This is a genomic window from Micromonospora sp. DT53 (genome assembly GCF_049841535.1).
Classification (GTDB): Bacteria; Actinomycetota; Actinomycetes; order Mycobacteriales; family Micromonosporaceae; genus Micromonospora.
The window spans coordinates 88,944-110,078 of sequence record NZ_JBNCKM010000006.1; the positions used below are offsets into that span (position 1 = coordinate 88,944).

Here is a 21,135-nt window from a genome sequence, read left to right on the forward strand (position 1 = left end):
GGACGTCGGCGCTTCTCGCCCCGACGAAACCGCACGACACATGGGTGAAGGAGGTACTTCATGAGACCACGCGTGGTGGCTGCCGCAGGCGGCGCGATCGCTCTGGTGGTGGCATTGGGTGCGTGCTCGAAGAACACGGGCGAGGGCACCACTGTGGACACCGAACGGCAGCAGACCGGGGTCATCGCGACCGACCCCAAGGACTCGCAGGGCCCAGCGGCCGAGGTGAGCGGCGCTGCCAAGGGCGGCGTCTTCAGCGTCATCCGGGAGTCGCCGATCTCCCACCTCGACCCGCAGCGGACGTACTCGTTCGCCGGTCTGATGGCCAACCCCCTGTGGTCGCGCTACCTGACCACCTGGAAGGACGACGGCAAGGGCGGCCTGGTCCTGGTGGGCGACCTGGCCGAGACGCCGGGCAAGAACGTCAACAACGACTGCAAGGTCTGGGAATTCACCATCAAGGACGGGGTGAAGTTCGAGGACGGCCGGCCGATCACCTCCAAGGAGATCGCGTACGGCATCGCCCGGTCCTTCGACCCGGACCTGTCCGGCGGCCCCACCTACATCCAGGAGTGGCTGGCCGACACCGCGCAGTTCGACACCAAGTGGGACTTCAAGAAGAACAAGACGTCGCTGCCGCCCGGCCTGAGCACGCCGGACGCGAAGACGCTGCGCTTCGAGTTCGCCAAGCCCCGCTGTGACCTGCCGTTCGCGGTTTCGCTGCCGACCACCGCGCCGCTGCCGGCCGACAAGGACACCGGCGTCGACCTGGACAAGCAGCCGTTCTCGTCCGGGCCGTACAAGGTCGCCAAGAACCAGGTCGGCGTGCAGATCACCCTGGACCGCAACCCCAACTGGGACCCGAAGACCGACCCGGTCCGGCACCAGTACCCCGACCAGTTCGTGTGGAGCTTCGGCCCGACCGCGGACGCCGCCAGCAACCGGGTGATCGCCGACAACGGCGCCGACCAGAGCGCGCTCGCCTTCAACAGCGTGCCCGCCTCGCTGGTCGCCAAGGTGGCCGGGGACGCCGCGCTCAAGTCCCGGACGATCCTGTCGCCGACGCCGAGCGCCAACCAGCTCGTCATCAACAACCAGCGGGTCACCGACCTGAAGGTCCGCCAGGCGCTCAACTACGCCATCGACCGCGAGGGCCTGATCAAGGCCATGGGCGGGCAGACCGTCGCCGCGCCGCTGACCACGCTCATGCCGCCGGCCACCATCGGCTACAAGGCGTACGACGCGTACCCGGCGGGCGCCAACGGCAACGTCGACAAGGCCAAGGAGCTGCTCGGTGGCAAGACGCCGGAGCTGGTCCTCGGTGTCGCCGACAACTCGACCGAGCAGCAGCAGGGCGCCCAGCTCAAGGCCAACCTGGAGCGGGCCGGCTTCAAGATCACCGTCCGGAACATCTCGGACGACGCCAAGCTCGACGAGATCAAGAAGAAGGACAACCCCTGGGACCTCTACATCGGTAACTGGGCGGCCGACTGGCCGAGCGGGGCGTCGATCCTGCCGGTGCTCTACGACGGCCGCACCATCAAGCCCGAGGGCAACAGCAACCAGTCCTACTTCAACGACCCGACGATCAACGCCGAGATGGACCGCATCCAGGCCATGCCCGCCGCCGACCAGGGCCCGGAGTGGGCCAAGCTCGACGAGCGGATCATGAAGGAGTTCGCGCCCGTGGTGCCGCTCTTCGTCGACGTGGCCTACCACGTGCACGGGTCCAAGGCGGGCGGGGTGTTCATCTCCAGCGTCTTCGGCTACCCGTCGTTCGTGAACGCGCACGTCAAGCCGTAGGTCACACCGCAGACCAGAAGGTCCCCTCCCGACAACGCCGTCGGGAGGGGACCCTTGCTGGATCTTGATCAATCGGCGCCAGGGCGTGCGTTTGGTTCAGTGAAAGGGCGTTGTCGGCCGGCTCACTCGCTCGCCGTCGACGACGAGGTCGACTTTCTCGTTGTAGAAGGCGATCAGGCCGGCGATCGGCAGGAGTGCGGCGGTGGGGAAGTCGTACGACCAGGCCAGGTCCGGGTGGGCCTGGTCATCGAGACGGACGGACCAGTAGTCGCTGGTTTGGCCCTTGTACGGGCAGGCGGTCCTCGTCTCCGACGCCACTAGGTGCCTGAAGTTCACGTCGGTCCGGTTGAGGTAGTAGCGGGTCGGTAGACCGGTTTCGAAGACCAGCACGGGCGATGTCGACTCGGCCAGGACGACCCCTTCCAGTTCCACCCTGACGCTGCGGGTGGAACGCAGCGCGTCCACCCGGGCATACGGGTTCCGGGGGTGCACGAAGACCTCCTCGTCCTCCTCGAACCAGCCATCCATGGCTGCCCAGTCGAACCGGATCGTGCCCGCCAACCCGGCCAGCGCGTCGTCCCCGTACAACCGGCCGCACGAAGGACGGATCGTCTCGCCAACCTGCAGCCCGTACAGCCGCGCGGTCCCGCGCCGGGACACCTCGGTGCGCTCGCCCTCGATCAACAGGTTGCGATTCAGGTCGTCGATGGGGATGTAGTACTGCGGGTAGAAGGGCCATTCCCACACGTACCGCGCCCGCGTGGTCTCCAGTACCTGCTCGCCGCCGAGGAAGGCTCGGACCCGGCGAGGCACCGGCTCAATGTGATCGACCGGGACGATCATCTTCGGATAATCCGACACGTTGTCCTCCCGTGATGTGACGGCCGGCTCGGGCAGGCGCCGGTTCAACGATCAGCGTGGCCCCCGCGTTGTCACATGCGCTTGTTGCAGAGACCGTAACCGATGTCGCCTTTCGTGACGAGGCCTTGGCGGCGGATCCGGACCCTCGCCTATGGTGGCCCGATGAGAGCAGCAGTCGATGGGTCAGCTCGCTGGAGGTCGACGGCCCGGTCCATCCGGAGGGCTGGAGCTCCGAGAGCGCCCGGCTGGAAGGAGCGCTGGGAAGAACTCACGCCGGCATACCAGCAGATGGAGATAGGCTGATGTCGAACCTGATCAGGCTCAGCCTGACGACGATCAATGCGCCCAACGCAATCGCCCTCGCGCGGTTCTACGCCGAGATCACCGGCGGGGTCGCGAAGGGTGACGAGGCCTGGGCGCTTGTAGAAGGGCCGAACGGCGACATCGGGTTCCAGCAGATCGATGACTACCGGTCACCCACCTGGCCGGATGGCGAGGTGGGGATGCAGATGCACCTCGAGTTCCTCGTCGACGACCTGGAGGCGACCGGAGCGCGTGTGCTGGCAGCCGGTGCTACCCGATTCGAGCATCAGCCCAACGCGGACCACTGCTTCGTGTACGCCGACCCGGCCGGGCATCCGTTCTGCCTGTCCCTGTGGGGGGTCCCGAGAGTCGGCGACTGACTCAGCTCGTTCGGGCATCTGTCGTTCAGGCGCGACCAACTTGCCGGTGCCGGAACGGGCCGAGCGCCACCACCGATACGCGGAGTTGAATGCCTGCTGTGTCGCGACAGAAAGTGCAAGATCGCCGAGCAGGGGAGCTCAGATCCCGGCGATCATGGAGTTGTGGTGCCTGTTTCGGCCACTCAGGGGCGTTTTGTTGCCCACCACAACTCCATGATCGACGAGGTGGTGTGCGTGGTGCCGGCGATGGCCGACACGTCGTACAGGCGGTGGCCGGCCGGGATGCTGGCGGCCGGCGTGACGACGCCGGCGTCCGCGTAGTACCGGACGGCGCTGACGCTCAGGCCGGCCCGCCGAGCGACGTCCCCGATGGCGTACAGCTCTTCTCTGTCCACGCCGACCGCTATGCGATCTCAAGCGGCTTGAGATGCAACAGGTGTGGATCAGGGAACGACCACCACGCTGCCGCGCACGCCGCCCCGAGCCAGCCGCTCGTGGGCGGCCGCCGCGTCGGCGAAGGGGTACACGTCAGCGACCCGGAGCGGGATGTCACCGCTGGTGACGAGTGTGACCAGTTCGCCCAGCCGGGTTCCGTCCGGTAGCACCTCCAGCGCGAAGGTCCGGATTCCCCGCACCGGCTCCGGGCGAAGCGGAGGCGACGCGGCCACGTAGCCGCCGCCGTCCCGGATGAGGTCCAGCAGCGAGGAGCCGATCACCGCCAGGTCGATGACCGCGTCGAACGGCTCCGTCGGATCGTCGACGCTGGACAGGAACGTCGCGCCGAGCGACTCGACGAACTCGCGGTCGCCGGCTCGGGCGAGTCCCGTGGCGTGCAGGCCGGTCGTCCGGGCCAGCGCCAGAACGAACCCACCTACCTGCCCGGCGGCGCCGGTGACGAGCACTGTCGCACCCGCCGGGAGCGCGAGCAGGTCGAGTGCCTGAACGGCGGTGAGGCCATTGGTCGGCAGGGTCGCCGCCTCGGTGGCGGGGACGCCGGTGGGCGCGGAGGTCAGCCAGGCGGCGTCGAGGACCACGTACTCCGCGTGGGCGCCGACAGTGGTTCGCAGCCACGGTGAGAAGCCGATGACCTCGTCGCCGATCGCCAACCCGTCGACCGATGGGCCGACCGCGTCGACGCTGCCGGCAACGTCCCAACCGGGCGTGTACGGCAGGCTTGTCGGCAACGGAGCCGGGAATCGACCGGAGCGGATCATCAGATCGACCGGGTGTACGACCGACGCCGCGACCCGGACCCGCACCTGCCCCGGCCCGGGTTCGGGCAGCGGCACCTCGGCCACGTGCAGGACCTCCGGCCCGCCGAACTTGTCATAGCTGATTGCGCGCATCGCCGTCTCCTTCGTGGGATTTCGTGCTCACCACGACCGTACGAACCTTCAGCACTATGAGAAAGTAGGTACCTTTAAGTGCCTAGGGCACCAGAGGGGGAGAGATGGCGACGACGACCGCGGCGCAACGCCGCGAACAGGCGAAACGCGACTACGACGCGTTCCTGGAGCAATGCCCGACCCGCGAGCTGCTGAGCAGGCTCACCGACAAGTGGGTCGCCCTGGTGATCCCCGCGCTCGCCGGTGGCCCGCAGCGGCACGGCGAACTCGCCCGCCGCATTGCCGGCGTCAGCCAGAAGATGCTCACCCAGACCCTGCGAACGCTGGAGCGCGACGGCCTGGTCACCCGCACGGTCACCGCCACGGTGCCGGTCCGTGTCGACTACGAGCTCACCCCGCTCGGCCACGAGCTGTTCCCGGTCATGATCGCGATCAAGAACTGGGCTGAGACGCACATGGACCGCGTCTTCGAAGCGCGGACCCGATATGACGCACGCCCTGAGACCTGAGGAAGTCGTTCCGCCCCGCTGTTGAGCCGGCCTAGCCCTCGCCACTTTGTCGCCGACGAGGGCTAGGGTCCGCGTCGTGGACGACACCTCGACGGCCCGGCAGGCCGCCCACGCCTACGTTGATCTCTTGGAGCGCCGCGACTGGCCCGGAGTGGCCGCCCTGCTCACCGATGACGTGGTCTACGAGATGCCGCAGACTCGGGAGCGCATTCGCGGCAAGGACGCGTTCCTGCGGTTCAACACCGAGTATCCCGGCGATTGGCACCTCCGGCCGCGACGGGTGATCGCCGATGGTCGCCTCGCTGCCCTGTTGCTCGACGTTCGCGTCGGTGACGAGCAGCAGGACGCGTGCGTCTGGCTGGAGATGTCCGAGCAGGGGCTGATCAGCAAGATCATCGACTACTGGCCCGAACCGTACGATCCGCCGCAGGGCCGGGAACACCTCGTGGAGCGGTGGTGATCGTCAGCCTGCCGCAGCATCGGGCCAGGCGCACGTGCTGTTCGGCGGACTGACGTCCGATGCCCGACGGTTTCGGAAGCCTTCCGAGTTCTGCGCTGGCTGACAACGGCCCGTCGGTCGGCGCGAACACCGAGAGGCGGCCCTGAGCCGAGAAAGGGGGCGTCGTCATGGCAGCCCGGTCGATACGATGCGGCCGTGGGCATCGACGCACTTCGCCGGCCACTGGACCGTCTCGCCGATCTACCGTGGATCCTCTGGTTCGGCCTCCACGTGCTGCTCTACCTCGGCGTGTGGCTGACGGGATATGTCGTCTACGCCTTGATGGATCTGCCCCCGGGCAGGGCACTCGCCGAAGACCTGCTGGTGATGACCATCGGGATCATGTTCCTCGCCCCGTTGTGGGCGCTCCTGAGCGTCGCGGCCACCTTGTGTCTAGGGGTGCTGCGTCTGCTGTCCGACGTCCGCTGGTATTGGTTCAGGCTGGCCGCGATCCTGCTTTTCGCCGCGCCGTTCCCGCTGTTCGTGTTCAGCGCCTACGGTCCGCAGAAAGCTCTGCCGGTGGCGGTTGCCCAGGTGGTGACGGCAATGCTTATTGTGCAGCCCCGGAAGGATTCAGGCGGTTGGGCAAACCGGAATCCCGACCTGGAGGACCATCGTTGGTAGCGGGGTCGGGCCGGCGCGGGGCGTCGAGCCGTTCCGGGTGCTTTGTTCAAGGTCACGCTCGATCCTGGATCCAGTGGCCATCTGGCGCCGGAATACCACCAGATCCTGGATCGAGCGCGATCTTGTGAGCACGGGCCAGGGGCCACGGGCCACGGGCCACGGGCCACGGGCCACGGGCTGCGGGCTGCGGCGGCGGGCGGCGGACTGGCCGCTTCGGCGCTCAGGAACGACCGATGGAGCGGTCCAGGAAGTCGCGGATCATCGGCGCGGCGACGTCGAGCTTGTCTTCCAGCAGGAAGTGACCGGTGTCGAGCAGGTGGAACTCGGCCGACGGCAGGTCGCGCTGGTAGGGGTGGGCGCCCGCGGCCGGGAAGACCGGGTCGTTCTGGCCCCAGACGACAAGCGTCGGTGGCTGGTGGTCGCGGAAGAAGGCCTGGAATTCCGGGTACAGCGTGACGTTGCTGCCGTAGTCGTAGAACAGGTCCAGCTGGATGTCCGCGTTGCCGGGGCGGGCGAGCTGCGTGTCGTCGTGGGCCCACCTGTCTGGGTCCAGCCGACTGAGATCTTTCACCCCCGCCGTGTACTGCTGCTTGACCGTGTCGGGGCTGAGGATGAACGCGATTGCCTGGCGGCGCTCGTCGGTCTTTTCGGCCCAGTAGGCCTTGATCGGATCCCAGAATTCGCTCAGGCCCTCTTCGTACGCGTTGCCGTTCTGCACGATGAGCGCGCTGACCCGCTCGGGCGCTTTCAGAGCCAGCCGGTATGCGGTCGGAGCGCCGTAGTCGAAACAGTAGAGCGCGTAGCGATCCAGGCCGAGCTGACCGACGAGGCCGTCCATGAGGTCGGCGAAGTTGGCGAATGTGTAGTCGAATGTCGACCGGTCCGGGCTGGCGCTGTGACCGAAACCCGGGAAGTCCGGGGCGATCACCCGGTAGCGGTCCGCGAGCAGGGGGATCAGGTGGCGGAACTGCGAGGAGGCGGTGGGAAATCCGTGCAGCAGCAGGATCGCAGGGCCATCGGCCGGCCCGGCTTCGCGGTAGAAGATGTCGATCCCGTTCACGGTCGCCGTGCGGAAGTGGGTGACCGGAAACTCGCCTTCCTGAATGGCGGAGACCGACGGTTTTTGCGCAATGCCAACCATGCTGGATCCTTTCGGCATAAGGGAAAGCGGTGCCGCCCTGAGGAAGCGCCCTGCCGGGTCCCGCTTCGGTCAGCAGGCATTCGGCAGAGGGTCCGGTGTGCCGAACTCACCTATCGAATGCTGCTTACAACAGATGGGTACGGAGGAAATCCAGTTCCAGGGGAAGTAGCCGTTCGGCGGTGCCGTTCGCGGCCAGGTGGGTGGCGCCGGTCAGCGGCAGCACGGCGTGTGGCCGGCCGGTGCTGAGCAGGGCCGCGGAGAGCCGGAGCGTGTGCGCCGCCACCACGTTGTCGTCGGCCATGCCGTGCACCAGCAGCAACGGGCGGGCCTGGCCCGGGCCGGTGACCGGCTCGGCGGCCAACTCGACGAGCGAATGGTGCGCGTAGATGTCCAGGCCGTCTTCCGGCAACCCCAGATAACGCTCGGTGTACGCGGTGTCGTACAGCGCCCAGTCGGTCACCGGGGCGCCCGCGATCCCGCACTTGAACAGCTCCGGGTGGCGCAGCACCGCCAACCCGGCCAGCCACCCACCGAACGACCAGCCGCGCACCCCCACCCGGCTCAGGTCCAGGTCCGGGTGCTTGCCGGCGAGCGCGGTGAGCGCGTCGATCTGGTCGGTCAGGATCACGTCGGCGACCCGCCGGTGGATCGCCTTCTCGAACGACGGGGCCACGCCCGGCGTACCCCGGTTGTCGATGGTGACCACCGCGAACCCGGCGTCGGCCCACCACTGCCGTTCCAACCACGCGGCCCGCGCCGCCACGACCTCCTGGTGCCCCGGACCGCCGTAGATGTCCAGCAGCACCGGCAGGCGTCGGCCCGTCACGTGGTTGTCCGGGTAGAGCACCGCCGCCGGCAACCGCCGATCGGTCACCCGTTCCAGCAGCGGCAGCGGGGAGTACGGCGGGGTGGCGGCGAAGGACCGCAACGCGGCGATCTCCTGATCGCCGCGGCGCACCGTCCAGCGCACCCCGGCATGATCGAGCGACGCGACGCCGACGGCCAGCACGTCCCCACCCACCGCCGCGGTGTACCAACCGGAGTCGGTGGTGAGTCGACGCGCGTCCACCCCACCGCCGATGGTGGTGCGGACCCGGAACAGGTGCCGCTCGCTCGGCTCGCCGTCGCTCGCCTCCACCAGCAGGTCGGCCGGGCCGGCGGCGGCCGGCAGCCGACCCACCACCCGCCGCACGTACAGCGACGGCGGGGTGAGCAGGGTGCCGTCCGCGAACAGGCACCGGGCGTCGTACCCGTCGTGGGCCAACTCCCCACCGACCAGCACCCGGCCGTCCGGCAGGTGCGCGGGGGTGCCGGCGATCGGTTCGACCCACCGCGGGTCGGCCAGCTCGGCGTGCACCTGGGTCTCACCCGTCCGGGGGTCCACCGCCAACACCAGCCCGTGCTGCTGCGAGCGGCGCAGCACGGTGATCAACGGGCTGCCCTCACCCCAGCTGACCCCGGTCAGGTACGGGTAGGTCTCCCGGTCCCAGTGCACGTCGACCCAGCCGTCGTCCAGGTCCAGCAGGTGCAGGCTGACCTCCGCGTTCGGCCCACCAGCCCGGGGGTACGCGATGGCGGTCGGCGGGCTCGCCGGCTCCGCCGGGTCGTGCAGGTGCCACCGCTCCAGGCGGGACTCGTCGACCCGGGCGGCGAGCACCATCCGGCCGTCCGGCGCCCACCAGTACCCCCGGAACCGGCCGAACTCCTCAGCCGCGATGTGCTCGGCCAACCCCCAGCTCACCCCGGCGTCCTCGCCGGCCAGCAGGGTGTCGGTCCCGTCCGGGTCGATCACCCGCAGCTCGCCCCGACGCACACCATCGGCCGCGTCCGTCACGTACGCCAGCCGCTGCCCGCTCGGGTCCGGACGTGGGTCCAGCACCGGGCCGACGGCCGCCACCTCCACCACGTCGCCGTGCACCAGATCGGCCCGGAACAAGCGCCCGGCCAGCGCGAACACCGCAACCCGACCGGCCGCGTCCAACGCGTACGAGCCGATGCCGGCGGCACTGAGCCGCAGCCGCTCACGCAGCGCGCGTTCACCGGGGGAGAGGGACCGGACGTCCCCGCCCTCGCCCAGCAGCGTCGCCGGATCGGCGACCAGCCGCTCCTCGCCCGTGGCCACGTCCAGCAGCCAGAGCGCGTCCGCCGGATCCTCGGGGCCGGCGGAGCGCAGGAAGATCACCCGTGAGCCGTCCTCAGCCACCGAGACAGCGCGTGGCGCGCCGTGGCTGAACCGGCGAGTGCGGGCGGCCAGCTCCGGAAAGTCCACACGCCAAATCGTAGAGCCGGAGCGGAGGTGATGTGGCCGACCTGGGCGGACGCGTCAGCGTCAGCCGGGGCGAACCGCCAGTTAGAGTGACCGTCGTGACGATGCTGCCCGACCGCCGCCTGCTGCTGGTCCACGCGCACCCCGACGACGAGTCGATCGGCACCGGCTCGACGATGGCCCACTACGCCGCCGACGGCGCGCACGTCACGCTTGTGACCTGCACCCTCGGTGAGGAGGGCGAGATCCACGTGCCCGCGCTGGCCCAGCTCGCCGCCGCCGAGGCCGACCAGCTCGGCGGGTACCGCGTCGCCGAGCTGGCCGCCGCGTGCGCCGCGCTCGGCGTCAACGACCACCGCTTCCTCGGCGGCGCCGGCCGCTACCGCGACTCCGGGATGATGGGGCTCGCGACAAACGAGCACCCCCGGGCGTTCTGGCAGGCCGACCTCGACGAGGCCGCCGGGCATCTCGTGGAGATCATGCGAGAGGTACGCCCGCAGGTGCTCGTCACGTACGACCCGAACGGCTTCTACGGCCACCCCGACCACATCCAGGCGCACCGGGTGGCCATGCGCGCCGTCGAGCTGGCCACCGCCGAGGGCTGCGCCCCGCTCAAGGTCTACTGGACGGCGATGCCGCTCAGCGTCCTGGAGGCCGGCATGACGCACTTCGCCGAGTCCTCCGACAACCCGTTCGGCGGCATCGAGGACATCGCGGACCTGCCCTTCGGCACCCCGGACGCCCAGATCGCCGCCCGGATCGACGGCACCGACCAGCACACGGCCAAGGAGGCCGCGATGCGGGCGCACGCCACCCAGATCCCGGCCAACTCCTGGCTCTACTCGATCGCCGGCAACTTCGGCGGCGAGTTCATGGGCGTGGAGTACTTCACCCTCGCGGTCGGCGAGAAGGGCCCGGGCGCCGGGCCGTACGGCTGGGAGGACGACCTCTTCGCCGGCCTGCCCACGGAGACCGCCCCGGACCGGTCCCCGGTCGCGGCGGCGGGTCTCCGGTGACCCTGCCGGCCGCACCGATGACAGTCGTGGAGGACCAGGAAGTCCCGCCCCCGGCGGGGCCACCGCCGCGACTACTGGACCTCGGCCTGCGGCTGGTCGGTGCGATCGTCGTGGTCCTCGCCGGCGTGTTGACCGGCGTACTGGAGTTGCTGTTCGCCACGGTCCGCGTCGGAGGGCAACTGATCGGCGTGTCGGTGCTGCTCGCCATCGGCGCCAACATCCTGCTGAGCTGGTTCGCGTACGAGGCGGTCGGCCGTCGCTGGGCGGTGGCGCTGCCGGCGGTGCCGTGGTTCGCGCTGATGGCGGTCGCCGCCATCCGGACCAACGAGGGCGACCTGTTGCTGGCCGGGGACAACTGGGTCGGGCTGGCCATGATCGTGGCCGGTGCGATGACGTTCGCGGTGATGGGCTTCCGGCAGATCCTCGCCCCGCCGCAGCCCATGCTCGGCGGCTGACGCCGGGTGCGGTCGGCTGATGACGTCTCCCAGGTAAGGGTGGTAGATATTCCTGCCAGGGATGCGAACCCCACGACGGGGCGTACGGCAGGAGGGTCCGGCGATGGACAAGCGGTGGCGTGACCTCGGGGTGCTCGTAGCAGCGCTGTTCGCGGTCAACGTGGTCGCCCGACTGATCATCCGGCTCGGCTTCGACGGTGACGACACCGTGGCCGACCGGGTGTCACTGGCGATGTTCACGGTGATCGGGTTGATCCTCGCCGTGGTCGCCTTCCGCTGGGGTCGTCGTCGGCCGCTGGCGGGCTGGGCAGCCGACATGGCCGTCGTGGTGCCGGTGGCGATGTTGCTGACCGTGCTGGTCGGGCCACTGCTGGTCGGGCACAACCCGTTCGCCGGCGGCGCGGGGACGTTCTTCGCCCAGATCTGGCTCTACCTGCTCGCCACCGGGGCGGGGTTGCTGATCGGCTACCTGGTGCTCACCGCGCTCGGCCGCGACTACCGCTCGCAGCAGCTGAAGCGGTACGCCGAGGTCAAGGCCGCCAAGCCTCGCCGAGTCGTCCGCCGCTGACCACGGCCCAGCCCGGCCGTGCGGCTGCCGGTCCAGGCCGTGTGTGCGCCCGGCCGTCCGGGCCATGCGGCAGCCGGCCAATCACCGCTTGATCGACTCGGCTTCCTTAAAGTCGGGGCATCCCGGCGTCCAGAACACCGCGACTTCCTGAAAGCCGAGTGGATCAAGCGCCGGCCCGCCTCGCGCCGGGCCGCCTCCTCGGGGGCGGTCGGGGGTCAGTTCGGGGCGACCCGGGTCAGGTAGGTGTGGTGGGTGACGAGGCCGAGCCGTTGGTAGAGCGCGACCGCCGCCGTGTTGCGCTGCTCGACCTGGAGGAACGCGTGTGTCGCACCGCCCGACACGCCCCAGCTGGCGAGTTCGTGGATCACGCGGCGGGCCAGCCCCTGACGGCGGGCCGTCGGCAGTACCTCGACAAGGCTCAGGCCGAGCCAGCGCCCCTGGCCGGTCACCGTGCCGCGACCGACCGCCACCAGGGCGTTGTCGGCGTACACGTGGGCGAAGCGGACCTGGTCCACGGCGGTGAGCACGTGCCGGGCGGCGTCCGGCAGGCCGCCCTTGCGGCCGGCGGCGATGGCCAGCCACTCGTCGCTGGGCGCGGTGGTCAGCTCGACGACCGCACTGCCCCGGCCGTCGGCCGGACCGTCGGCGGGCGCCGACGTCAGCAGGGACAGCGGCGCGGTCTGCACCAGCGTGGGCGGGCGGGTGGTCCAGCCGCGGGCGTCCAGCTCGGCGCCGACCGGTGCGGCGAGAGGCAGCGGCGTGTTGATCAGCGCGGGTTGACCCAGGTCGGCGTACCAGCGCTCCACCGCGTCGACCGCGGCGGCCAGCGGCCGGTCCGGGTCGCCGATCGGCAGTGCCGAGTTGGCGCGCCCGGTCCAGCCCTCGGCCGACCGGAGCAGCCAGTCACCGAGCCGGCCCCGGGTCGGTGCCGGCCAGGCCTCGTCGGCGGCCCGCTCCAGCGCCACGACCGCGGCGGCGGTCGGCCGACGCGCCGGCGGTACGCGCTTGGCGCGGTGGACCTGCGCCACCGGGACGCGTAGCTGTCCCTGGGCGGTGGCCAGCGTGAGATGAGTCTCGCTCAGCTCCACCAGCTCGCCCAGCGCGTCGGAGAATTGCGGGCGGCCCTCGCGAATCCCCACAATCCGGCGGACCACGATTCGGTGTCCCACATCCTGCTGTCGGAGCACGATCGACCCCCTCCCCGGCGAGATACTAGGCTCTTACCGTCGCGGGAGATCGCGGCGAGTCTTGCGGAGGAGAAGACCGGTGACCTACATCATCGCCGAGCCGTGCGTAGATGTGCTCGACAAGGCATGCATCGAGGAGTGCCCGGTCGACTGCATTTACGAGGGCAATCGGATGCTCTACATCCACCCCGACGAGTGCGTCGACTGTGGTGCCTGTGAGCCCGTCTGCCCCGTGGAGGCGATCTTCTACGAGGATGACGTCCCGGAGCAGTGGAAGGACTACACCGGCGCGAACTACGAGTTCTTCGAGGACCTGGGCTCGCCCGGTGGCGCCTCGAAGATCGGCAAGGTGGAGAAGGACGCCACCTTCGTCGCCGCGCAGCCGCCGCGCGGCGAGGGCCACTGAACCGGCCCGCGCCGGTCTCGTCGCGGCTGCCCGAGTTCACCTGGGACACCCTGGACGCCGCGGCCACGCTGGCCGCGGCGCATCCGGAGGGCCTGATCAACCTCTCCATGGGTACGCCTGTCGACCCGGTGCCGGAGGTGATCCGGCGGGCGTTGGCTGACGCGTCCGATGCTCCCGGTTACCCGCTGACCGCCGGCACCCCGGCGTTGCGGGCCGCGATCGCGGCGTGGGTGTCCCGAGCCTGCGGCGCTGGCGTCGACGGTCTCGGTGTGCTGCCGACCATCGGCTCGAAGGAGCTGGTGGCGTGGCTGCCCACGCTGCTCGGCATCGGCCCGGGTGACGTGGTGGTGGTGCCGTCGATCGCGTACCCCACCTACGAGGATGGTGCCCGGCTGGCCGGCGCCACAGTCGTCCGTACCGACTCGCTCACGTCGGTCGGGCCGACCTCGCGGGTCCGGTTGGTCTGGGTCAACTCGCCCGGCAACCCGACCGGCCGGGTGCTGCCCGCGGCGCACCTGCGCAAGGTGGTCGACTGGGCCCGCGAACGCGGCGCGGTGGTGGCGAGCGACGAGTGCTACCTGCCACTGGGCTGGTCGGCCGAGCCGGTCTCGGTGCTGTCTCCGCAGGTGAGCGGGGGCAGCTATGCCGGGGTGCTGGCCGTGCACTCGCTCTCCAAGCGGTCCAATCTCGCCGGCTATCGGGCCGGCTTCGTCGCCGGCGACCCGGCGCTCGTCGCCGAGCTGCTCAAGATTCGCAAGCACGCGGGCATGATCGTGCCCGCGCCGGTGCAGGCGGCAATGGTGGCCGCGTTGGAGGACGAGCGACACGCCGAGGAGCAGCGGGAGCGCTACCGCGCCCGGCGGGAGGTGCTCCGCGCGGCGTTCACAGGTGCCGGGTTCACCGTCGAGCACTCCGAGGCGGGCCTCTACCTCTGGCTGACCAGGGGAGAGGACTGCTGGCAGACGGTCGACTGGCTGGCCCGGCGCGGCATCCTGGTCGCTGCCGGCGTCTTCTACGGCCCCACGGCCGGGCAGCATGTCCGGGCCGCCCTGACCGAGTCCGACGACCACATCGCCGCCGTGGCCGCGCGCCTCGCCTGACCGCGGTCCGGGCGGTCGAGCCCGTCGGCCGACCGCCTGACCGGCGTCAGCCGCTGACCTGGCGGAACGCGGTCGGGTGGGCACAGCGGGCGGGAGCCGGTGGCCCCCGAACGCTATCCTCGGCCGCGGACCTGGTCGGGGCCGTCGCGGCCCCGCACCCCAGCGGGAACATCGAGGTGTGCGGATGGTGGACAGGCCAGGCGCGCGGGTGCGGGCGGCGGTGGTCGGCACCGGCCTGATCGGTGGCTCGGTGCTGCTCCGGCTGTTTGACGCCGGCATCGACGTGATCGGGTGGGACCCGGACGAGGCCACCCGGCGGGAGACCCGACGGGCGGGCGTACCCGCGCCGGATCGGCTGGTCGAGGCGGTGACCGACCGGGACGTGGTCTTCCTGTGCGGGCCGTTGCCCACCCTGCCGGCGACGCTTGTCGAGGTGGCGGCGATGACCGGTGAGCGGTGTGTGCTGACCGACGTCGGTAGCACCAAGGAGCAGGTCGCGGCGTTCGCCGCCGCGCAGGGGCTGACGCATCGGTTCGTGCCCGGTCACCCGATGGCGGGCACCGACCGGTCGGGCTTGACGGCCGCCCGGCCGGACCTGCTCACCGGCGCGGCCTGGGTGCTCTGTCCAACGCCTGGGCCGGCCACGACCGCGTTCCGCTGGCTGGCCGAGCTGCTGGTGGAGCTGTTCGCGGCCCGGGTGGTGCCGATGTCCGCCACGGAGCACGACTCGGCCGCCGCGCTCGCCTCACATGTGCCGCATCTGCTCGCCGGCGCGCTCGCCGGGGCCGTGCAGCGCGCACCGCTGCGCGACGCGATACTCGCGCTCGCCGCCGGCAGCTTCTCCGACGGCACCCGGGTCGCCGGAACCCCGGCCGATCGGACCGCCAACATGCTGCTGGGCAATCGGGACCTGGTGCTCCGTGAGCTGGCCGAGGTCACCGTGTTCCTGGACGACCTGGCCGCCGCGCTGCGCGCCGACGACGCTCCGGCGCTCACCGCGCGGTACGACGAGGCGCGGACCGCCCGCGCCGCATTGCGTGACCGGCGGTTCGATGCGTACGACAGGCAGTTCCCGGCCGGCGGTGACCACGTGGCTGAGGTGTCCTGGCTGCGCGAGTTGGGAGTTGCCGGCGGCCACCTGACCGGCCTGCACGTCGACGCGGACACGGTCTCCTACACGGCGCGGCGCCCGGTGGCTGACTAGGCTGAGCGGCATGGCGGTGGACAGTCCGGTGGTGCAGGTGCGCGGCGAGGCGTACCGGGAGGTGCCGCCCGAGCTGGCCCGGTTCGCGGTCACGGCGACGGCCCGCGACCGGGACCGGGAGGCGACGCTTACCCGGCTGGCGGAGCGGGCGGCGGCGGTCCGGGTCCTGCTGGACGGCTCCGGGCCGGCGGTGGCCCGGCGGGAGACCGGTGACCTGCGGGTGCGGCCGGAGACCCGACGCTCGGGTGAGCGGGTGGTCGCCTGGCACGGCAGTGTCACCACCACCGTCACCGTCACCGACTTCACAGCGCTGGGTGAGTTGATGCTCCGCCTCGCCGACCAGGACCAGGTCGAGGTGGCCGGCCCGTGGTGGGAGCTTCGTCCCGACAGCCCCGCCCATCGTGCGGCGCGGCACGCCGCGATCAGCGACGCGCTGCTGCGGGCCCGGGAGTACGCGGAGGCGCTGGGCGCCCGGGTCACCTCGTTGATCGAGCTGGCCGATGCCGGCCCCGCCGACCGTCCGATGTTCGCCCGTGCGGCCTTCGCCGGGGGCGGCGGCGCGGGCGGTGGTCCGCCGGAGCTTGAGCTGGACCCGCAGCCGCAGACCGTGCAGGCGGCGGTGCAGGCTCGGTTCACCATCAGCGACCCGGTTCTGGGCTGATGCCGCCGGCCCGGGTGCTGTCCGTCGACGAGTTGGTGGAGCGGGCGTTGGTGCTTGCCGACGCCGGTCCGCGACAACTGCTCGGCATCGCCGGTGCGCCGGGCGCCGGGAAGTCCACGCTGGCGGAGCGGATCGTCGCCGCGGTCGGGCCGGCCGCCTGCCTGGTGCCGATGGACGGCTTCCACCTGGCGCAGTCGCAACTGGTCCGGCTGGGGCGCGCCGACCGCAAGGGCGCGGTGGACACCTTCGACGCCAACGGGTACGTCTCGTTGCTGCGCCGGCTCCATCGGTTGGAGCCGACGTCGGTCTACGCGCCGGAGTTCCGCCGGGAGCTGGAGGAGCCGGTGGCCGGCGCGATCGAGGTGCTGCCGTCGGTCCGGCTGGTGGTGACCGAGGGCAACTACCTGCTGTTGAAGGATTTCCCCTGGCAGGAGATCCGGCCGCTGCTGCACGAGGCGTGGTTTCTCGACCTGGACGCCGAGGCGCGGCACCGCCGGCTGACCGCCCGGCACGAGGCGTTCGGTCGGTCTCCGGAGCAGGCGCGGGCGTGGGCGCTGGGCAGCGACGAGTCCAACGCGGCCCTGATCACCCCCACCGCCGAGCGGGCTGACCTGGTGGTCCGCCTGTCGGAGCCTGCGCCGGCCTGACCGCCGACTAGTCGAGCTGACGGACCGGTCGGGCCGGGTTGCCGACCGCGACCACGTTGGCGGGCAGGTCCCGGGTGACCACCGCGCCCGCGCCGACGACCGTGTTCGCACCGATCGTCACGCCGGCCAGCACGATCGCGCCGCCGCCGAGCCACACGTTGTCACCGATGGTGATCGGCTTGGCCGCCTCCCACTTGTCCCGTCGCGGGCCGGGCTCGACCGGGTGCGTCGGGGTGAGCAGCTGCACGTTCGGCCCGACCTGGACGTCCGCACCGAGGGTGATCCGACCGACGTCGAGGAAGACCGCGTTGTAGTTGACGAAGCTGCGCGGGCCGATTCGGATCTGCCAGCCGTAGTCGCAGTAGAACGGTGGGCGGATCCAGGTGCCCTCGCCCAGTTCGCCGAGGAGGTCACGCAGTGCCGCGATCCGGGCCTGCGGGTCGGCTGCGGGACTGGTGTTGAAGCGTTCCATCAGCCGGGCGGCCTGCTCCAGGTCGGCGACGATGTCGGGATCGTCGGCGAGGTACGGCTCGCCGGCGAGCATCTTGTCCTTCATGGAGGTCACCGCCCGATCATGCCGGCCCGGTTCGTCGGCTCGTGGCGGGTCCGTCATTTTTCGGCCTTCATTTTGCATACTCGGTATGCAATTCTGGGTTGTCAATGTGACCCCCATCCATCAAGACGCTTGACGAGGAGGATCCGTTGCACCAGGGAAGAAGATTGGCCGCTCTCGGCCTCGTGTTCGCGCTGGCGCTCTCCGCGCCGGCTCCCGCCTCAGCCACGGCCGCGGCGCCCGCCCCACCCGGCGGCACCGCTCACCAGAGCACTCCGGGTGGATTCACCGCCAACCGTTCGACGACCGTCACGCTGATCACCGGTGACCGGGTCACCGTCACCGCGTCCGGCGCCTCGGTCCGGCCCGGCGCCGGCCGCGAGGACGTGCAGTTCCTGGTCCAGCGCGACCGCGGACGCCTCTCGGTGACGCCGACGGACGCGCTGCCGTTGCTGCGCTCGGGCCGGGTGGACCGGCGACTCTTCGACGTCACCGGGCTGGTCGAGGCGGGATACGACGACGCCCACCGCAACACCCTGCCGCTGCTGGCGACGTACGGCTCGACGAACGCCCGGCGTACCCCGGCCGCTCTGCCCGGCACGCGGGTGACCCGCGACCTGCCGGTGATTCGTGGTGCCGCCCTGAACAGCGACAAGTCTTCCCTCGGCGCGGTCTGGGAGACGGTCACCACCGGTTCCGCCAGCGCCCGGCTCGACGCGGCGGGGGGCGTCGAGCGGATCTGGTTGGACGGCCGTCGACGGGTGACCCTCGACCACAGCGTGCCCCAGATCGGCGCGCCCGCCGCCTGGGCGGCCGGGTTCACCGGCGCGGGAGTGTCCGTCGCGGTGCTGGACACCGGCGTCGACGCGACCCACCCGGACCTGGCCGGCAAGGTGGCCGAGGCGCGCAACTTCACCGAGGTCGACGACGCTCGGGACAATGTCGGCCACGGCACCCACGTGGCCTCGACCATCGCGGGCAGCGGCGCCGCCGCCGGCGGCAAGTACCGGGGTGTGGCACCGGACGCGACGCTGCTGGACGGCAAGGTCTGTGAGGACACCGGCTGCTCGGACTCGGCGATCCTCGCCGGCATGCAGTGGGCCGCGGTGGAGAAGAAGGCCGCCGTGGTCAACATGAGCCTCAGCGGCTGGGACACCCCGGAGCTCGACCCGCTGGAGGAGGCGGTGCAGACCCTGACCGCCCAGACCGGCACCCTCTTCGTCCTGGCGGCCGGCAACGACGGCTCGGACGGCTCGGTCGGCTCCCCGGCCACCGCCGACGCCGGGCTCGCCGTGGGCGCGGTGGACCGCGACGACGAACTGGCCGAATTCTCCAGCCGGGGCCCGCGGGTCGGCGACGACGCGCTGAAGCCGGACATCACCGCGCCCGGCGTCGACATCGTCGCCGCCCGGTCCGCCAACGGCTACATCGGTGAGCCGGTGGACGACCGCTACGTCACGCTCTCCGGCACCTCGATGGCCACCCCGCACGTGGCCGGGTCGGCGGCGCTGCTGGCCCAGCAGCACCCGGGATGGCGGGCCGACCGGCTCAAGGCCAACCTGATGGCCGCCGCCAAGCCGCACCCGGAGCAGACCGCCTACCAGCAGGGAGCCGGGCGGGTCGACGTCGCCCGTGCGATCACCCAGCAGGTCACCACCGACCCGGTGAGCGTCTCGTTCGGGCGTACGCTCTGGCCGCACGCTGACGACGCTCCGATCACCCGCACGGTGACCTGGCGCAACGACGGCCCGGCCGCGATCACCGTGGACCTGAGCATCGAGGGCGCCGGCCCCGGCGGTCGCGCCCTGCCGACCGGCCTGTTCCAGTTGGGCGCCAACCAGCTCACCGTGCCGGCGGGTGGCACGGCCGCCACGACCGTCACCGCGGACACCCGGCTCGGCGACGCCGACGGTTACTGGACCGGGCGGGTCGTGGCCCGATCCGGTACGGCGGTCGCGGTGACCCCGCTGGCCGTGCACCGGGAGGTGGAGAGCTACACGCTGACCGTGGAGCACCTGAACCGCGCCGGCGCGCGCACCGCGGACCACTGGACCATCCTGGTCGGGATGGACACCTTCGGCTCCTGGGACCTCCTCAGCTCCGACGGGGTGGCCAAGGTGCGGGTGCCCAAGGGGCACTACGGCCTGAGCGGCCTCGTCTTCGAACCCGGACCGGAGGACGAGCCGCGCGAGATGTCCCTGTTGGCGCAGCCCGACCTGACAATCGAGCGGGACACCCGGATCGTCGTGGACGCCCGCCGTACCAAGCCGGTACGGACGACAGTTCCGGACCGGAAGGCCGTCCCGCAACTGATCGACCTCAGTGGCAACTTCACTGCCGACGACGGCAGTACCTCCGGCATCGGGCTCTGGGCGGACACGTTCACCGGCCTGACCAGCGGTCAGCTCGGCAAGCCGGTCTCCGCCGAGCGGTTCGTCGCCACCCTCACCAGCCAGTGGACCACGCCGGACACGGCCAACAGCCCGTACCTGTACGCGCTGGCCGACGCGATCCCTGGCCGGATGCCCACGGGCCTCGTCCGCCACTACGACCGACGGGACCTGGCCACCGTCGTGCACCGGTTCCGCGGTGGCGACCCGGGCATCGAGGCCGAGCGGATCGTGTTCCCCGTGCTGAAGTACAACGTCGGCGGCGGTGCTCTGATCCTCCCCACCGCCGTGCCCGGCCAGCGGGTCGAGTACTACAACACCAAGGGCGTGCGGTGGGAGTCCGAGATCGCCTTCGGAAAGCGGGACGAGGAAGGTTGGTTGAACGCGCAGACAATTCTCCTCTCCACCCCCACGGCGTACCGGGCCGGGCGGACGGTGCAGGAAACCTGGAACCAGGCCCCGTACGGGCCGTCCTTCCCGAACCCGCGCTGGCCGCACCAGAGCGTCAGCCGGATCGGCGACACCATCGTGGCCGACGTGCCGATGTTCAGCGACGCGGCCGGGCACCCGGGCGGCTCGCTGAGCGACAGCGAGCAGACCAAGCTCTGGCGCAACGGCACGTTGGTCGGCGAGAGTGAGTACGCGGGCTATGGAGAGTTCGCCGTGCCACCGGGTAGGGCGAACTACCGGCTCGTCGCGTCGTCCAAGCGGAGCTTCACCGACCTGAGCACCGAGGTGGAGTCCAGCTGGACCTTCCGGTCGAGGCACGTCGCCGGTGAGACGCCGGCCCGGTTGCCCCTGTCGGCGGTCCGCTTCGCGCCGCCGCTGCGGGTGGACAACAGCGCCCCGGCCGGTCAGGGCTTCGTCGTGCCCGTGCGGGTGCAGCGGCAGCCCGACTCGCCGGCCACCCGGGTGGAGAAGCTCGCTGTCGACGTCTCGTACGACGGCGGGAAGACCTGGAGCAAGGCGAAGCTGGTCCGCACCTCCGCCGACGGCTGGTCGGCCCTGTTGCGGCACCCGGCCGGCCCCGGCCACGTGTCGCTGCGGGCCAGCGCCCGGGACACCGCCGGTAACACGGTGACCCAACGGATCATCCAGGCGTACCGGTTGCGCTGAGGCGTACCCCGTCGGGGGGGCGGGCGCCGAGAGGGCGCAACCGGGTGAGGGGGGGGGGCACGCGGGGCCGGAGCACACCCACTGCGGCCCCGACCCCCCT

The 21,135-nt window shown here is 71.0% G+C and carries 20 protein-coding genes and 1 pseudogene; 14 read left to right on the forward strand and 7 right to left on the reverse strand.

The window, feature by feature from the left end:
- Window positions 1–60 precede the first annotated feature (60 nt).
- Entirely contained in the window at window positions 61–1,803 is a 1,743-nt protein-coding gene (locus ACLQ3B_RS19890; protein ID WP_425782219.1) for an ABC transporter substrate-binding protein, read from the forward strand.
- 96 nt (window positions 1,804–1,899) lie between these two features.
- Here the strand turns inward: ACLQ3B_RS19890 and ACLQ3B_RS19895 are convergent, their stop codons facing one another.
- The gene (locus tag ACLQ3B_RS19895; RefSeq protein ID WP_425782220.1) at window positions 1,900–2,664 is read right to left on the reverse strand and encodes a DUF427 domain-containing protein; all 765 of its coding nucleotides are present in this window, start codon (window positions 2,662–2,664) and stop codon (window positions 1,900–1,902) included.
- Window positions 2,665–2,966: 302 nt separating this feature from the next.
- Here ACLQ3B_RS19895 and ACLQ3B_RS19900 point away from each other — a divergent pair, with 302 nt between their 5' ends.
- Entirely contained in the window at window positions 2,967–3,347 is a 381-nt protein-coding gene (locus tag ACLQ3B_RS19900) for a VOC family protein (protein WP_425782221.1), read from the forward strand.
- A 242-nt stretch (window positions 3,348–3,589) separates the two neighbouring features.
- On the opposite strand, the pseudogene ACLQ3B_RS19905 reads toward ACLQ3B_RS19900, so the two are convergent.
- Window positions 3,590–3,742: pseudogene (locus ACLQ3B_RS19905) on the reverse strand (MerR family transcriptional regulator); the annotation flags it as partial.
- Between the two features lie 48 nt (window positions 3,743–3,790).
- Window positions 3,791–4,693 (reverse strand): NADP-dependent oxidoreductase, encoded by a 903-nt coding sequence (locus tag ACLQ3B_RS19910; protein WP_425782222.1) that lies wholly within the window; start codon window positions 4,691–4,693, stop codon window positions 3,791–3,793.
- Between the two features lie 104 nt (window positions 4,694–4,797).
- On the opposite strand from ACLQ3B_RS19910, the gene ACLQ3B_RS19915 reads away from it, so the two are divergent.
- From ACLQ3B_RS19915 to ACLQ3B_RS19925, 3 genes are all read left to right on the forward strand, one after another.
- Window positions 4,798–5,202 (forward strand): winged helix-turn-helix transcriptional regulator, encoded by a 405-nt coding sequence (locus ACLQ3B_RS19915; RefSeq protein ID WP_425782223.1) that lies wholly within the window; start codon window positions 4,798–4,800, stop codon window positions 5,200–5,202.
- A 76-nt stretch (window positions 5,203–5,278) separates the two neighbouring features.
- A complete protein-coding gene (locus tag ACLQ3B_RS19920; protein ID WP_425782224.1) occupies window positions 5,279–5,662 on the forward strand; it encodes a nuclear transport factor 2 family protein in 384 nt (127 codons plus the stop codon).
- A 195-nt stretch (window positions 5,663–5,857) separates the two neighbouring features.
- The gene (locus ACLQ3B_RS19925; protein ID WP_425782225.1) at window positions 5,858–6,325 is read left to right on the forward strand and encodes a hypothetical protein; all 468 of its coding nucleotides are present in this window, start codon (window positions 5,858–5,860) and stop codon (window positions 6,323–6,325) included.
- Between the two features lie 220 nt (window positions 6,326–6,545).
- Here ACLQ3B_RS19925 and ACLQ3B_RS19930 read toward each other — a convergent pair whose 3' ends face one another.
- Complete coding sequence (locus ACLQ3B_RS19930) at window positions 6,546–7,466, reverse strand: alpha/beta fold hydrolase (RefSeq protein WP_425782226.1); 921 nt, start codon at window positions 7,464–7,466, stop codon at window positions 6,546–6,548.
- Between the two features lie 124 nt (window positions 7,467–7,590).
- Entirely contained in the window at window positions 7,591–9,735 is a 2,145-nt protein-coding gene (locus ACLQ3B_RS19935) for a prolyl oligopeptidase family serine peptidase (RefSeq protein WP_425782227.1), read from the reverse strand.
- Window positions 9,736–9,821: 86 nt separating this feature from the next.
- Here ACLQ3B_RS19935 and mshB point away from each other — a divergent pair, with 86 nt between their 5' ends.
- From mshB to ACLQ3B_RS19950, 3 genes are all read left to right on the forward strand, one after another.
- Window positions 9,822–10,748 (forward strand): N-acetyl-1-D-myo-inositol-2-amino-2-deoxy-alpha-D-glucopyranoside deacetylase, encoded by a 927-nt coding sequence (gene mshB / locus ACLQ3B_RS19940; protein WP_425782228.1) that lies wholly within the window; start codon window positions 9,822–9,824, stop codon window positions 10,746–10,748.
- 17 nt (window positions 10,749–10,765) lie between these two features.
- Window positions 10,766–11,203 carry a hypothetical protein gene (locus ACLQ3B_RS19945; protein WP_425782229.1) on the forward strand — a complete coding sequence of 146 codons (438 nt, stop codon included), beginning with the start codon at window positions 10,766–10,768 and terminating at the stop codon, window positions 11,201–11,203.
- Between the two features lie 103 nt (window positions 11,204–11,306).
- Window positions 11,307–11,771, forward strand: coding sequence for a hypothetical protein (locus ACLQ3B_RS19950; protein WP_425782538.1), 465 nt, complete (start codon window positions 11,307–11,309; stop codon window positions 11,769–11,771).
- A gap of 215 nt (window positions 11,772–11,986) precedes the next feature.
- Here ACLQ3B_RS19950 and ACLQ3B_RS19955 read toward each other — a convergent pair whose 3' ends face one another.
- Window positions 11,987–12,958, reverse strand: coding sequence for a GNAT family N-acetyltransferase (locus ACLQ3B_RS19955; protein WP_425782230.1), 972 nt, complete (start codon window positions 12,956–12,958; stop codon window positions 11,987–11,989).
- A 79-nt stretch (window positions 12,959–13,037) separates the two neighbouring features.
- On the opposite strand from ACLQ3B_RS19955, the gene fdxA reads away from it, so the two are divergent.
- The 5 genes from fdxA (at window position 13,038) to ACLQ3B_RS19980 (ending at window position 16,976) form a co-directional block, all read left to right on the forward strand.
- A complete protein-coding gene (gene fdxA / locus ACLQ3B_RS19960; protein WP_007464872.1) occupies window positions 13,038–13,364 on the forward strand; it encodes a ferredoxin in 327 nt (108 codons plus the stop codon).
- On the forward strand, window positions 13,361–14,464 hold the full coding sequence (dapC, locus tag ACLQ3B_RS19965) for a succinyldiaminopimelate transaminase (RefSeq protein WP_425782539.1): 1,104 nt from the start codon (window positions 13,361–13,363) through the stop codon (window positions 14,462–14,464). Before fdxA ends, dapC begins: the two co-directional genes overlap by 4 nt.
- Window positions 14,465–14,648: 184 nt before the next feature.
- Window positions 14,649–15,668: a prephenate dehydrogenase gene (locus ACLQ3B_RS19970; RefSeq protein ID WP_425782231.1), complete on the forward strand. Its 1,020-nt coding sequence runs from the start codon at window positions 14,649–14,651 to the stop codon at window positions 15,666–15,668.
- A gap of 10 nt (window positions 15,669–15,678) precedes the next feature.
- Entirely contained in the window at window positions 15,679–16,329 is a 651-nt protein-coding gene (locus ACLQ3B_RS19975) for an SIMPL domain-containing protein (protein ID WP_238661088.1), read from the forward strand.
- Complete coding sequence (locus ACLQ3B_RS19980) at window positions 16,329–16,976, forward strand: nucleoside/nucleotide kinase family protein (RefSeq protein ID WP_425782232.1); 648 nt, start codon at window positions 16,329–16,331, stop codon at window positions 16,974–16,976. The genes ACLQ3B_RS19975 and ACLQ3B_RS19980 overlap by 1 nt, the downstream gene beginning before the upstream one ends.
- Before the next feature lie 7 nt (window positions 16,977–16,983).
- Here ACLQ3B_RS19980 and ACLQ3B_RS19985 read toward each other — a convergent pair whose 3' ends face one another.
- Window positions 16,984–17,541 carry a sugar O-acetyltransferase gene (locus tag ACLQ3B_RS19985; protein ID WP_425782233.1) on the reverse strand — a complete coding sequence of 186 codons (558 nt, stop codon included), beginning with the start codon at window positions 17,539–17,541 and terminating at the stop codon, window positions 16,984–16,986.
- A gap of 155 nt (window positions 17,542–17,696) precedes the next feature.
- Between ACLQ3B_RS19985 and ACLQ3B_RS19990 the strand changes: the two genes are divergently transcribed.
- Window positions 17,697–21,035 carry a S8 family serine peptidase gene (locus ACLQ3B_RS19990; protein ID WP_425782234.1) on the forward strand — a complete coding sequence of 1,113 codons (3,339 nt, stop codon included), beginning with the start codon at window positions 17,697–17,699 and terminating at the stop codon, window positions 21,033–21,035.
- Window positions 21,036–21,135: the final 100 nt, after the last annotated feature.